A 12488-nucleotide genomic window follows, 5' to 3' on the forward strand; every position below is an offset into this window, starting at 1 on the left:
GGGTCTCGATCCGGTCACTCCCTCCTTCCGGAGGTGGCGAGTGTCGGTGGCATGGTCCATCGTGGACTCCACGACAGCCACTCGACGAGGAGCGACCTGTGAGCCACGACGCGAAGAACAGCGGAGCAGCACTCCGCGACCCTGAACTGCCACCTGTAGCGGTGGAGGATCTCGACCCAGACGCCGAGAAGCCGAGGTGGACGCCGGCGAAGGTCGCCCTGTGGGTCGGCATCGGCCTCTTGGGCGGTCTGGCCTGGACGATGCTCGCGATCGTCCGCGGCGAGACGGTCAACGCCATCTGGTTCGTGTTCGCCGCCGTCTGCACCTACCTCATCGCCTACCGCTTCTACTCGAAGCTCATCGAGCGCAAGCTCACACGCCCTGACGACCGCCGCGCGACACCTGCCGAGTACAAGGCGAACGGCAAGGACTTCGTGCCGACCGACCGTCGCGTGCTGTACGGCCACCACTTCGCGGCGATCGCCGGCGCAGGTCCTCTGGTCGGGCCGGTGCTGGCAGCCCAGATGGGGTACCTGCCCGGCACGGTGTGGATCATCGTCGGCGTCGTCCTCGCGGGTGCCGTGCAGGACTACCTCGTCCTGTTCTTCTCGACCCGACGCGGAGGTCGCTCGCTCGGGCAGATGGCCCGCGACGAGCTCGGCGTGATCGGCGGCATCGCGGCGCAGATCGCGACGCTCGTCATCATGATCATCATCGTCGCGATCCTCGCGCTCGTGGTCGTCAACGCGCTCGGCGAGAGCCCGTGGGGTGTCTTCAGCGTCTCCATGACCATCCCGATCGCCCTCTTCATGGGGCTCTACCTGCGCTACCTGCGCCCGGGCAAGATCACCGAGATCTCCATCATCGGCTTCGTGCTGCTCATGTTCGCGATCGTCGCCGGCGGCTGGATCGCCGACACCGAGTGGGGCACGCAGCTCTTCACGCTCGACCGCACCACCATCGCCTGGGGCATCATCATCTACGGCTTCGTCGCCGCCGTCCTCCCCGTCTGGCTCCTGCTCGCACCTCGCGACTACCTGTCGACGTTCATGAAGATCGGCGTCATCGTCATGCTCGCCGGCGCGATCGTCGTCGTGCGCCCCGAGATCGAGGTGCCGGCGTTCAGCGAGTTCGCGAGCCGCGTCGACGGTCCGGTCTTCTCGGGCTCGCTCTTCCCGTTCCTCTTCGTGACGATCGCGTGCGGCGCCCTCTCCGGGTTCCACGCGCTCATCGCATCCGGAACCACCCCGAAGCTCGTCGAGAAGGAGAAGCAGACCCGCTTCATCGGCTACGGCGGCATGCTCATGGAGTCGTTCGTCGCCATCATGGCGCTCGTCGCGGCGCTCTCCATCGACCGGGGCATCTACTTCGCCATGAACTCATCGGCGGCCGCCACGGGAGGCACCATCGAGGGTGCCGTCGCGTTCGTCAACTCTCTGGGTCTGACTGGCGTCAACCTGTCGCCGGATGCCCTCTCGACGATGGCGTCGAACGTCGGCGAGGAGAGCATCGTGTCCCGCACGGGCGGCGCGCCGACCCTCGCCGTGGGGCTCGCGCAGATCATGCAGCAGTTCATCGGGGGCGTCGGCATGATGAGCTTCTGGTACCACTTCGCGATCATGTTCGAGGCGCTCTTCATCCTCACCGCTGTCGACGCCGGCACCCGAGTCGCCCGATTCATGCTGCAGGATGCGATCGGCAACTTCGTGCCGAAGTTCCGCGACCCCGACTGGAGGTTGGGCGCCTGGATCGCCACCGCTGTCATGGTGGCGGGCTGGGGCGCGATCCTCATCATGGGCGTCACCGACCCCTTGGGTGGCATCAATACGCTCTTCCCGCTGTTCGGCATCGCGAATCAGCTGCTCGCCGCCATCGCGCTGGCGATCTGCCTCACGATCGTCGCCAAGAAGGGCCTCTTCAAGTGGATGTGGATCGTCGCGCTCCCGCTTGCGTTCGTCGCGGTCGTCACGATCACGGCGTCGGCGTTCAAGATCTTCTCGCCGGTCCCCGCCGTCGGGTACTGGGCGCAGAACGCGGCCTTCCGGGATGCGCTCGCGGCTGGCGAGACGAGCTTCGGCAACGCGAAGACCGTCGAGGCCATGGAAGCGGTCGTGCGCAACACCACCGTGCAGGGTTCCCTGTCGATCCTGTTCGTGACGCTGTCGATCATCGTCATCGTCGCCGCGCTCGTCCGCACCTTCCGCGCGATGCGGGGCGACCTCGGCCAGAGCACGGAGGACCCGGTGACGCCGTCGCGGCTGTACGCCCCAGCGGGGTTCCTGCCGACCAAGCCGGAGCGCGAGCTGCAGCGCGAATGGGACGCGGTCCCCGCCGACAAGCGCCCCGACATCGTGAGGCACTGACGTGACGAGCACTCCGACCTCTGGGATGCGCCTGGCTGTGGACACAGTCGGGCGCGTCCTGCGAGCCATCCGCTGGTACGTGACGTCGATGATGGGCGACAACGCCTACGAGGTGTACGTCGCGCACCAGCGCCGCGCGCATCCGGGCGTCGAGCCGATGGGCGAGCGCGCGTTCTGGAGGGAGCGCACCGACGAGCAGGACAGGAACCCGCAGGGACGCTGCTGCTGAACCCCGCCTACAGGCCCGCGACGCCCTTCGCCGCCCGGTGAGCGATCACCAGACTCGAGATGACGCCCGCCAGCGTCGCCACGACTGCGAGGGCGAGCGATGCCAGGTACGGCGCGACTGTTCCGGCGGAGAGCACGGATACGACCGCGAACACGATGCCGGCCCCAGCTCCCGTATTCGCGGGTCGAAGCGCCGCTTCGTGCCCGGCGCGCCAAGCCTCGTCTGAGGAACGGGTCGCCGCCGTCCGCAAGCCCGCATACCCCCAGCGGTCGAGTCGACCATCCGCACCCCAGCGAACCGTGAGCATGCTCACGAGGTTGCCGACGATGAGGATGACCGCCACAGCGATGGCAGCGGGAAAGCTCGGCGGCTGGAGTTCGATCACTGGGGATTTCGAGTTCGGCTCAGAGGCAGGCGGCAACTGCGCGGCTCGGGGGAGCCGTTCGCAGACGCCTACGCGCGCTTCTGCTCGTAGCCGCTCGTGTCGTCGTCTTCGTCGGCGTCATCATCGTCGAGGTACTCGGACCACTTCGAGAGGATGTCGTCGGCTGGTTCTTCAGTGACTGGCTGCGTCGCCGGATAGCTCGAGGAGCCACCGGACAGTTCACGTGCCAGCGCGTCATAGTTCGTCTCATGTACGGAGTACTTGAGCTCACGGGCGACCTTGGTGTGCTTCGCCTTTTGACGGCCACGCCCCATGCGTAACCCCCTTATAAATCGGGCCGGGCAGGAATGGCCACCCGGTCGCACGTCGTTAACGAAAATCTGACGCTCACATTACCACGGCGGCCGAGCTAATCTTCGGTGCGCCGACCCGGCCACGTCACCCCGCGTCTCTAGACTGACCCCTACCGGACGGAAGCTCGTCGACCGCCCGAGTGACCGCACAGGTGCGCCCCCAGCGCCTCGACAGGAAGCCGGACGTGCACAGCGTGAAGACCGACATCGACCTCGTCGTCATCGGCGCGGGCGTGCCAGGTGTGACCGTCGCCGCGACGCTCGCCGAGATGGGTCTGCGTCCGCTGCGGGATTTCGTGGTCTTCGATGCAGAGCCACAGCCCGGCGGGTCGTGGGGGCGCGGCTGGGATTTCCAGACGGTCGGTCACACGCCGCTCCTCACGGGGCCTCCCGGGTTGTCCGAGCTGGGTATCCGACTGAGCGACCAGGATCCGGAGGCCATCGTCCGCGACATCATGCCGCCGCTCATGCGCCGCTACGAGGATGCCTACGACCTGTTCGTGGCGCGGCCCGTGCGCGTGCTGAGGGTCGAGGCGATGCGTCGCTCCCCGCATCTGACGGTGCACATCCAGGTGCGTGATCGTCCGCCCCGGACCATCACGACGCGATACGTCATCAACGCCACGGGGGACTGGTCGTCGCCGTTCGTGCCCTGGTATCCGGGGGCATTGGAATTCGCGGGCGAGCAGCTGCCATCCGCCCACATCGAGTCGCTGGCCGGATTCGCGGGCAAGCGCGTCATGGTCGTCGGTGGCGGCCGTTCAGCTGTCACGATCCTGCGCGAGCTCGAGCCGATCGCGGCGGCGACCGCGTGGTCGACCCGACGCGAGCCCGACTTCCATGAGCTCCCGCGCCTCACGCTGCCGTCCCGCACCGACTCGCGGCAGCGCGACATGGATGCGCGCCACGAGGCGGAGTTCGTGCGCTTCGTCGAGCGCGGGGAGCGCCTCCCGAGCGAGGTGAGCGTCCGAGGTATCCCCCTCTCCAGGGGGACGCTCGCCGCGATCCGCCGCGGGCTGCTCGTGTCTCGGGGGCCGCTCGCGAGCATCCAGCCGGACGGCGTCACACTCGCGAGCGGCGACCGCTTCGAGGCGGACGCGATCATCTGGGCGACGGGCAGCCGCCCCACGATGCGGCACCTCGCGCCCCTGCAGCTGCGCGAGCAGGGAGGGATGGCCCGGCTACGCGACGGATGGAGCCGCCGCGACAACCGTGTGGCGCTCCTCGGCTACGGAACGAACCGCCGCAACCCCGTCGCAGCCCGGCTCGACGCTGAACGCCTCGCCGAGGGCGTGTTCGACCGCCTCGGCGAGACCCCAGCTGACGTCAAGTAGGGCCTGCACGGCGCCCCGCGTCCCAGCGCTAACCGCGGTGCGGCGAGGCGAGCACCGACGTGACGACGGGGCGGGTGCCGAGCAGGGCCAGCCAGACGGCGCCGAACCCGAGCGCGAAGCACAGCGCCATCGTGAGCATCGCGAGTGGCGCCACGAGCAGGGAGGCGCCGACGATCGGCAGCACCAGGGCGACCGCGGCGCCCGCCCCGCCGAGTGCGGCGAGCAGCAGGGGCGCCCAGACCTGCGCCCGTTGCGCCTTCTCGAAGACCGTGCGCGGCATGCCCGTGCGGTCCAGGGAGATGAGCAGCTTGCGCTCATCGAGGATCGCGGCGGCCTGCGAGACGCCCACGGTGCACGCCAGCATGAGGAAGGCGATGAACAGCGTCAGGAAGACCCCAGTCCGGAGGTCGGTCATGAGCGTGAGGTCCTCCGCCGAGACACCCTCGGTGCCGCCCACCATGTCCAGCAACGCGAGTCCGCTGCCGCTGATGACGGCGACGAACGCGATCATCGCGATACCGGACACGCTTCGCCAGGCCACGCCGGGCGCCTCCGCGAGGCGGCGCCCCGCGATGAGGCGAGCCGGCGTCTTCGCGCGCTTCGCCATCTGCCGACCGATCAGCCCGACGAGCGGTCCGCCTGCGAGGTTGATGGCGAGCATCCCGATCGCGAACGGCACGAACAGGGCGAGGACGATGCCGACGATGCCGAGCGCCGAGACGAATCCCTGGGCCAAGCTGACGAGGCCGAGCGCGACGAGCAGGGCGACGACGCCGCCAGCGAGTGCGAGCCACTTCACCCGCGGTGCCTTGTCGCGCTTGCGCACGCCCAGGGGCGTGACGCGCACGGCGGCGAGTCCGGCGAAGGAGCTCGCCGCGGCGAGCACGGCGATGCCCGCGGCGGTCGCGGCGAGGATCGGGAACCCGACCCACAGGGACGCGGCCCCGACAGCCCCGCCGTAGAAGTGCAGCAACCCGACGACGGGAAGCAGCGCCGCGTAGAGCGCCGTCCCGGCCAGGATGCCCACGACAGCGATGAGTGTCGCCTCGGCGACGGCGAGCATCGTCACGACGGTCGTGGACGCGCCGAGCAGTCTCAGCGTCGCGAGCCGGTCGTCGCGTCGCCTCGCGGAGAGGCGCGCGGCGGCGACGCCGAGCGTCAGCAGCGGCACGGCCAGCAGGGTCAGCGCGAAGACGGCGAAGAAGCCGTGCGACTGCATGCCGGCCGGTGGGTTGAAGAGCATGATGGTGCCGCCGACGACGATCAGCGTGAGGGCCGTCACGACGGCGAACGCCACGGCGGGGAGGGCGACCGCGGCGACGCCGACGGTGTCGGGCCGGGTGAGCATCCGCAGGAGCGTGAGCACCGGGATGCGTCCGGTTCCGCGAGGCGCGGGACCCGGGATGCGCGGGCCCTGAGCGACCGTCGAGCTGGCGGTCGGCGTGGCGCCCGCGGACGGGAGCGTGTCGCCGGTGGGCCCCGGGAAGCTCGCCCCTCGCGCGGCGCTCATGCGCGGGCCGCCGAGTCGTCGAGGACGCGGCCGTCGCGCATCCGCACGGTGCGGTCGCAGCGGGCCGCGACCTCGGGATCGTGCGTGACGACGACCAGGCTCCGACCGGCGCGGGAGGTCGCGGCCAGCAGCGCCGTCATGACGTCGGAGCTCGTTGCCGAATCGAGGGCACCCGTCGGTTCGTCGGCGAACACGATGCGGGCGCCCGTGACCTGGGCGCGGGCGATCGCGACGCGCTGCGCCTGGCCACCGGACAGCTCGCCGATGCGACGCGCCTCCATGCCGCGGAGGCCCATGGCCGCGAGCCACTCGCCGGCGGCGTGCTCGGCGCGCTTGCGCTCGACGCCGCACAGCATGGCCGCGAGGGCGACGTTCTCGAGCGCCGTGAGCTCCGGGAGGAGCATCCCCTCCTGGAACACGAAGCCGAACTCGGTGCGGCGCAGGTCGGTGCGCTGCGCCTCCGACATGTCCGTCATCTCACGGCTGCCACCCTCAGCGTGCAGCTGGATGCTGCCAGAGTCGGGGGTGATGATGCCCGCCAGGCTGTGCAGCAGCGTCGTCTTCCCGGAGCCGGAAGCGCCCATGATCGCGAGCGCCTCGCCCGCCCGGACTGCGAGGCTCACGCCGGCGAGCGCGACCGTCGCGCCGTAGGTCTTCGTGAGCGAGTGCGCCGCGAGGACGGCGCCGGGGTGATGGGCGCCGGCAGCGGTGGAGGTTTGAGCGCCAGGACGCGGCGCCGCTGGTGTCTGGAAGCCTGGGTGAGAAGTCATGGTTCCAAGGTGCCCGCACAGGCGGCCGCGTCTCGACCATCTGGGGGCTCATCCGTCCCCTCCTGGAGGAGGGCTTTCCGGGATGGGCGTCATCCGCGAGGATGACCCGCGGTGCCCTGGCGCCGACGGTGTCGCTACCAGGTGAGCAGGCCAAGTCCAAGGTTGGCGCCGAGCAGCTGACCGACCGTCACGCCGATCAGGGCCGCGAACACGCCCCAGAGCATCTGGACGACCACGATGATCGCGGTCTTGCCGAGCTTCCTCGCGCTGAGCGCGTTCGCCGCGTCGAGCATCACTGAGCTCCAGGAGCTCATCCCACCGCAGAAGCCCGAGATGACGACCATCGAGGCGACGGTCGGGAGCGGCAGCAGTCCCGCCGCCAACCCGGCGATCAACGATGCGATCACGTTCACGATCATGAGGCGCCACTCTGGTGCCACGCGGCGGGGGAGCCGAGCGTCAGCCGCCGTGGCAGAACCGGCCACCGCGGCACCCGTGTGGTGGGCCGGGACCCGCGGCCACCCCTCGACGGCGACGTAGCGGACGCAGGCGCCGACACCGCCGGCCATGGCAACCGCGAGGATGAAGAGGACGTCCATCAGCGCGCTCCCGCTCCCGCCGGCGGCGGAGAAATGCGGCGCCCGAGAGCGCGGCCGAGGACGATCGCGAGGACCCCGCCGAGTGTGCCGAGCACAAACGCGGCGATTGCCCACGCGGACGTGGAGAAGACGAGCGCCAGCGCAAGCGCGATGAGCGAGAACGTCGTGAAGCCTCCGCAGAAGCCAGGGCCGAGCGCCGCACGCCACCCGGCGCGCTGCGGAGGCCAATGGGCACCCGCCACGATGCCGAGAGCCAGCGACCCCGCGAGGTTGGCGATAAGGGCAGTCAGGATGTCCGAGTCGAGGACGTGCATGCTTCCGGCTGACAGCTCGACGAGGTCCGCCGTGCCCTGCGGCATCGTCGCGGTTGAGACGACCGAGCCGAGCAACACCCGGGCGAGCGTGCCGAGGGCTCCGCCGAGGAACACGGCGAGGAGGAGGCGGGCTGGCGTTCGCACGCGGCAACCGTACTCCCAGGCCGAGGGCGGCGCCAGCCCGCCTCCGCGGGTACCGTCCGCTGGCGAACTTCGGTGACAGACGGCGGCGTCCGGCGCCGAAACGAGCCAGAACCCGCGTTTCGTCACCGAAGTTGGACGGGGGAGGGCGCAATTCTCCGTGCGGTCGGGCGCGGGTCGCAACGGTCGCCGGGGTCGCCGCGGACACCGAAGGGCCGCCTCCCGTCATGGGAAGCGGCCCTCCGATACCGCGATTCAGGCGCCGGGCGCGTCCTTCTCGTCGCGAGCCCCGAGAGCGTGAGAGATGCGCTCGCGGACTCGTTCGAGCTCCTGGTCGAGGAACGTCACGATCCCGGGTGAGAGGTGCTGCGCGCTCTGCGCGGCGCGGAGCTCTTGCCGAAGCTCGTGCCTGAACTTGTTGAGCACGAGGTCCGCCTGGGACATGGCCTCGAGCTGCTCACGACCGGCGTCACGCCGCGGGTTGCTCGCGGAACTCGTGGTCCCGGTTTTCGGAGCCTCGCTCGTGCCGCTGTTGCTGTGGTCGTTCCAGACGTGCGAGCTGGTCGCCGATGCCCAGGTGTCGAACCTGCCGTGCGTGCGGTGCCCCGAGCTCGGTGCACCCGGGGCCTCGGGCGTCGGCGGAGCCTGTGGCGGGTCCTGCGGGCGAGGCTCGCCGGGCGCCGTCGTGCCGTCGGCGAATCCAGGCGCTGAGGATCCCGGAGCTGTCTTGCCCGGGGTGGAGAACGGGGCGTCGCGGGGCTCGTTCCAGCCTTTTGCCGCGCCGGCGAAGAACCCGCGAGCTGACGCAGCTCCAGCTGCTCCCGCGCTTGCCGCCTTCTCGAAACCCGAACGTGCGTCCGGCCCGAGTTCCTGGGCGAGGCGCGCGAACTCGGCGCGGAGCTCTTCGCGCGCGCTGGCGAGGCCATGCCGGACGTCCGCGGCGAGGCGGCGGACGGAGGAGTCGACGTCCTGCTCGATGGCGGCGAGCTCATCGCGTCTCGAGTCGAGCTCGCGTCGCCCCGCTTCCGTGATGCGATAGACGCTCTTGCGGCCGTCGTTGTGCTTCGTCACGAGGCCTTCCTCTTCGAGCTTCGCGAGGCGCGGGTAGATGGTGCCGGCGCTCGGCGAGTAGGTGCCGTCGAAGCGCTCGGAGAGTGCCTGGATGAGCTCGTAGCCGTGGCGTGGCTGGTCCTCGAGGAGGCTCAGCAGGTAGAGGCGGAGGTGTCCGTGGGCGAAGACTGGCGGGGTCATGCGGTGCCTCCTGGCTTCGTGGCGTCTGATGCGGTGTCAGCGTCGGCGCTGGCGTCGACCTCGATGTTGCCGCCCGGTTCGGCATCGGCGCCCGCGGTGTCGGGCTTCGCGGTGCCTGCTGCGGGCGTGCTGGCGTGGTCATCCTCGGTCGCGGGCGCGATGCGGGCGTCGATGCGCTCATCGAAGTCGGCCGGTGTGTCGCCTGCCCGCGGGGTGCGCGCGGAGAGCATGACGGAGACGCGGCCGGTGACGGTGCTGATGCGCACGTCGGTGACCTCGCCCTCGACGGGCTCCGAGCGGTAGGTGGTTCCCCTGAGCGGTTCGAGGTGCAGGCCGTCGAGCTGCACGGAGGAGCCGACGGTCGAGACCTGGTAGCTGGGGTGCGTTCCGCTCGGGAGTCGCACGGTCGTTGCCCCGCTGACCGACCTGTTGGCGACGAGGGTGGGGGAGCCGGATGTGACGTCGACGATCGTTGCTCCTGAGACTGTGCTGCCGTCGAAGCTCACGATGGGGCCTGTCGCGGTGACGTCGCCTGATGCCGTCTTCACCACGGCCTTGCCAGCGTGGCCGCGGACGCTGATCTCGCCGCCGATGGAGTTGAGGTGCAGCTCGCCTTGGGTGGCGTCGAGGAACTGCTCGCCGCCGACGGTGTTGACGTCGATGCGTCCGTCGATGCCTGCGACCAGCACCTCTGAGCTCACGCCGAGGATGTCGACGTCGACACCTGCTGGGACGAGCACGCTCACGACGACGGTCGGCTGGTTCCAGATCGTCTTGGCGGAGGTCTGCACGTCGGTCCACGATAGCTGGGGGTGGTCGATGAGGAGCTGGTCTCCATCGATGGCGATCTTGAGGTCACGGCCGGTGATGGCGGACACCTCGATGCGGGTGCTCGGCTCGTCGTGCGCGAGCACGCTGATGGCGCCGCCTGCGAGTCTCGCGCGAACGCTGCGGACGGTCTGCACGTCGATGACGCGGGGCCCGTCTACGATCCACTGTTCAATGGCCATGGCTGCTCCTCGGGAGGGTGTTCTGGATGCGTTCCGGCGGTGAGTCCGGCAACCGACAGTCACGTTATATCGCGATTCTGAGTATTCGCGTTATATCGCGACATGCGGGCGGGTGGTCGCGGCCCCGAGCGCGTAGGCCATACTGAGCCCGTTCCGCCGTCGCTCGGCGGTGGGGAACGGAAGGCGACGCGCATCATGGAGATTCTGGGCATCACGGGCATCGCGCTGCTATCCACGCTCATCCTCTTCGGGCTGGCCGCGCTCGTGGCCGTCATCGCCGTGCGGCGGACGCGCGAGGAGCCGCGCAGGTTGAGCAACGGCGTCTGGCTCGTTGCCGCCGTCATCGCAGTGACCTCAGCGCTCTCCGGCCTGAGCAGCGGTTTCGCCGGGCTCGTCGGCGCGGTCACGGGGCTGCCGCTCATCCTCTCCCCGCTCCTGCTGCTCGTGCTCATCGTCACCCTGCTGCTGAACGGGGCGCGCATGCTCCGGCGCGAGGGGCGCTCGCTCGGCAACCTGCTCTCGCTGGTGCTCGCCGTCGTCCTCGCGGCCCTGGCCGCGCTCCCCTTCGCCGCAGTGCTGATCGACGACCGGATCTTCTTCGCGGTGGCCCTCTTCGTCGCCCTCGGCGCCGCCTATCTCGGGGCGGCTTTCGTGCTGTTCCTCGGCTACTCGTGGCTCTACGCTCGGCTGGTGCGCGGCGCGGCCGGCACGTGGGTGATCGTGCTCGGCTCCGGGCTGTCCGGCGGACGCCGCGTGCCGCCACTGCTCGCGTCTCGCATCCGGACGGGCCTGGATGCGGCGCACCGTGTCGGGGCTGCGGTCGTCGTCATGTCCGGCGGGCAGGGCAGCGACGAGGCGCTGGCCGAGGGTCGTGCCATGCGCGAGTGGGCGCTCGACCCAGCGAACGCGGGCGGTGACCTCGGGAGCCGGGAGGTCGCAGTCGGCGTGGCCAGCCCTCGCATCCTGAGCGAGGAGGAGTCGGTCAATACCGAGGAGAATCTGCGGTTCACGAAGGCAATCCTCGAGCGCGAGGGCGTCACGGGCCCCGGCATCATCGCCACCAGCAACTATCACGCCATGCGAGCGGCGATGCTGGCGCGCGAGCTTGGTATCGATGCGCAGGCCGTGCAGGCGCCCGTCGCCCGCTACTACTGGCCGAGCGCGATCCTGCGCGAATTCGCCGCGATCCTCAGACGGTATCTGCTGCTCAACCTCACCGCTGGTCTGCTCTTCGCGCTGCCGCTGCCTGTTCTCAGCCTCGTGCTGGCGCTCGGGGTGAGCTGACTGGGCGCACGGCGGGCCTGCTCGATGGACGCGGTGCGCCGCCGTGCGCGTCCCGACGCGAAAACTCTCGTGAACTCTTTCCCGTGGAACGTGCAATACCTGTTGTGAGCACTGACATCCAGATCATCGAACGCTCGCGGGTGCAACCCGCGGCCTTCGCGGAACTGTACGACCGGCACAGCCGGCTCGTGCACCGGTACGCCGCGCGAAGAACGAACGAGCAGATCGCCGACGACGTCATGTCGGAGACGTTCCTCGTCGCCTTCGAGCAGCGCGTCCGCTTCGACACGACGAGAGGCGAGGTGCGGGCCTGGCTGCTCGGCATCGCGACGACGCTGCTCAAGAAGCACCGCCGCGTCGAGGCGCGCGAATGGCGCAGCTTCACCGCCTCTGACGCCGCCGCGCTGGCCGAGCACCGCGACTTCACTCCGGATGCTGAAGCCCGCCTCGACGCGGGAGCGCGGATGCGGAGCCTTGGTTCCGCGGTCGCCTCGCTCTCAAAGGGCGACCGAGACGCACTGCTTCTCTACGCGCTGGGGGACCTCGACTACGAGGGCGTCGCGGCGGCGCTCGGCATCCCGATCGGGACCGTCCGCTCACGCCTCAACCGCGCGCGGAGGAAGCTCCAGCGCGCCACTGAACTGCAGGAGAGCCGGCGCGCGAACGCGCAGGCCGCACACGGATTGGAGACACGCGATGGACGAGATCGAACTGCTGCGCCGAGTGCGCGCTGACCAGGCCGAGCCAAGTCGAGCGGCGGTCGAGCGCGGACGGGATGCGCTTCTCGAGCGTGCGAGCGGGGCAGCGGGCGGTCGAGCACGGGGGCGTGCCTCCCGTCTGAGGCTCGGCGCGCGGTCATCGTGGGGTCTCGGAGCGTTCATCGCGACGGGGGCCGCGGTTGTTGCTCTCGTTGTGACGATCGGCCTGAGTTCCGGTGGCCGGCCC

General features: G+C 70.0%; 13 protein-coding genes. 5 read left to right on the plus strand and 8 right to left on the minus strand.

Annotated features, from left to right (window positions below):
• Nucleotides 1-98 precede the first annotated feature (98 nt).
• Together HDC34_RS04260 and HDC34_RS04265 are read left to right on the plus strand one after the other, a co-directional pair.
• Entirely contained in the window at nucleotides 99-2363 is a 2265-nt protein-coding gene (locus HDC34_RS04260) for a carbon starvation CstA family protein (protein ID WP_179555989.1), read from the plus strand.
• 1 nt (nucleotide 2364) lies between these two features.
• Nucleotides 2365-2592 carry a YbdD/YjiX family protein gene (locus tag HDC34_RS04265; protein ID WP_371029087.1) on the plus strand — a complete coding sequence of 76 codons (228 nt, stop codon included), beginning with the start codon at nucleotides 2365-2367 and terminating at the stop codon, nucleotides 2590-2592.
• 7 nt (nucleotides 2593-2599) lie between these two features.
• Here HDC34_RS04265 and HDC34_RS04270 read toward each other — a convergent pair whose 3' ends face one another.
• Both HDC34_RS04270 and HDC34_RS04275 read right to left on the minus strand, forming a co-directional pair.
• Nucleotides 2600-2977, minus strand: coding sequence for an SdpI family protein (locus tag HDC34_RS04270; RefSeq protein WP_179555990.1), 378 nt, complete (start codon nucleotides 2975-2977; stop codon nucleotides 2600-2602).
• Between the two features lie 68 nt (nucleotides 2978-3045).
• Nucleotides 3046-3291: a DUF3073 domain-containing protein gene (locus HDC34_RS04275; RefSeq protein ID WP_179555991.1), complete on the minus strand. Its 246-nt coding sequence runs from the start codon at nucleotides 3289-3291 to the stop codon at nucleotides 3046-3048.
• 179 nt (nucleotides 3292-3470) lie between these two features.
• Here HDC34_RS04275 and HDC34_RS04280 point away from each other — a divergent pair, with 179 nt between their 5' ends.
• Nucleotides 3471-4664 carry an NAD(P)/FAD-dependent oxidoreductase gene (locus HDC34_RS04280; protein ID WP_104310411.1) on the plus strand — a complete coding sequence of 398 codons (1194 nt, stop codon included), beginning with the start codon at nucleotides 3471-3473 and terminating at the stop codon, nucleotides 4662-4664.
• 28 nt (nucleotides 4665-4692) lie between these two features.
• Here HDC34_RS04280 and HDC34_RS04285 read toward each other — a convergent pair whose 3' ends face one another.
• From HDC34_RS04285 to HDC34_RS04310, 6 genes are all read right to left on the minus strand, one after another.
• On the minus strand, nucleotides 4693-6174 hold the full coding sequence (locus tag HDC34_RS04285; protein WP_179555992.1) for a permease: 1482 nt from the start codon (nucleotides 6172-6174) through the stop codon (nucleotides 4693-4695).
• On the minus strand, nucleotides 6171-6944 hold the full coding sequence (locus HDC34_RS04290) for an ABC transporter ATP-binding protein (protein ID WP_179555993.1): 774 nt from the start codon (nucleotides 6942-6944) through the stop codon (nucleotides 6171-6173). The genes HDC34_RS04285 and HDC34_RS04290 overlap by 4 nt, the downstream gene beginning before the upstream one ends.
• A 134-nt stretch (nucleotides 6945-7078) precedes the next feature.
• Nucleotides 7079-7543 carry a CrcB family protein gene (locus HDC34_RS04295; RefSeq protein ID WP_179555994.1) on the minus strand — a complete coding sequence of 155 codons (465 nt, stop codon included), beginning with the start codon at nucleotides 7541-7543 and terminating at the stop codon, nucleotides 7079-7081.
• Complete coding sequence (locus HDC34_RS04300) at nucleotides 7543-8001, minus strand: CrcB family protein (RefSeq protein ID WP_179555995.1); 459 nt, start codon at nucleotides 7999-8001, stop codon at nucleotides 7543-7545. The genes HDC34_RS04295 and HDC34_RS04300 overlap by 1 nt, the downstream gene beginning before the upstream one ends.
• Before the next feature lie 252 nt (nucleotides 8002-8253).
• The gene (locus HDC34_RS18265; protein ID WP_179555996.1) at nucleotides 8254-9249 is read right to left on the minus strand and encodes a PadR family transcriptional regulator; all 996 of its coding nucleotides are present in this window, start codon (nucleotides 9247-9249) and stop codon (nucleotides 8254-8256) included.
• Nucleotides 9246-10259 (minus strand): hypothetical protein, encoded by a 1014-nt coding sequence (locus tag HDC34_RS04310; RefSeq protein WP_179555997.1) that lies wholly within the window; start codon nucleotides 10257-10259, stop codon nucleotides 9246-9248. Before HDC34_RS04310 ends, HDC34_RS18265 begins: the two co-directional genes overlap by 4 nt.
• Nucleotides 10260-10454: 195 nt before the next feature.
• On the opposite strand from HDC34_RS04310, the gene HDC34_RS04315 reads away from it, so the two are divergent.
• Both HDC34_RS04315 and HDC34_RS04320 read left to right on the plus strand, forming a co-directional pair.
• Nucleotides 10455-11543: a YdcF family protein gene (locus tag HDC34_RS04315; RefSeq protein ID WP_179555998.1), complete on the plus strand. Its 1089-nt coding sequence runs from the start codon at nucleotides 10455-10457 to the stop codon at nucleotides 11541-11543.
• Nucleotides 11544-11647: 104 nt separating this feature from the next.
• Entirely contained in the window at nucleotides 11648-12277 is a 630-nt protein-coding gene (locus tag HDC34_RS04320; protein ID WP_218854885.1) for an RNA polymerase sigma factor, read from the plus strand.
• Nucleotides 12278-12488 lie beyond the last annotated feature (211 nt).

This window comes from Pseudoclavibacter sp. JAI123, from assembly GCF_013409665.1.
Lineage (GTDB): Bacteria > Actinomycetota > Actinomycetes > Actinomycetales > Microbacteriaceae > Pseudoclavibacter.

Coding starts and splice junctions, on each gene's coding strand:
- HDC34_RS04275 (WP_179555991.1), bottom strand. CDS start 3,291: ATGGGGCGTGGCCGTCAAAAGGCGAAGCACACCAAGGTCGCCCGTGAG.
- HDC34_RS04315 (WP_179555998.1), top strand. CDS start 10,455: ATGGAGATTCTGGGCATCACGGGCATCGCGCTGCTATCCACGCTCATC.
- HDC34_RS18265 (WP_179555996.1), bottom strand. CDS start 9,249: ATGACCCCGCCAGTCTTCGCCCACGGACACCTCCGCCTCTACCTGCTG.
- HDC34_RS04295 (WP_179555994.1), bottom strand. CDS start 7,543: ATGGACGTCCTCTTCATCCTCGCGGTTGCCATGGCCGGCGGTGTCGGC.
- HDC34_RS04285 (WP_179555992.1), bottom strand. CDS start 6,174: ATGAGCGCCGCGCGAGGGGCGAGCTTCCCGGGGCCCACCGGCGACACG.
- HDC34_RS04290 (WP_179555993.1), bottom strand. CDS start 6,944: ATGACTTCTCACCCAGGCTTCCAGACACCAGCGGCGCCGCGTCCTGGC.
- HDC34_RS04310 (WP_179555997.1), bottom strand. CDS start 10,259: ATGGCCATTGAACAGTGGATCGTAGACGGGCCCCGCGTCATCGACGTG.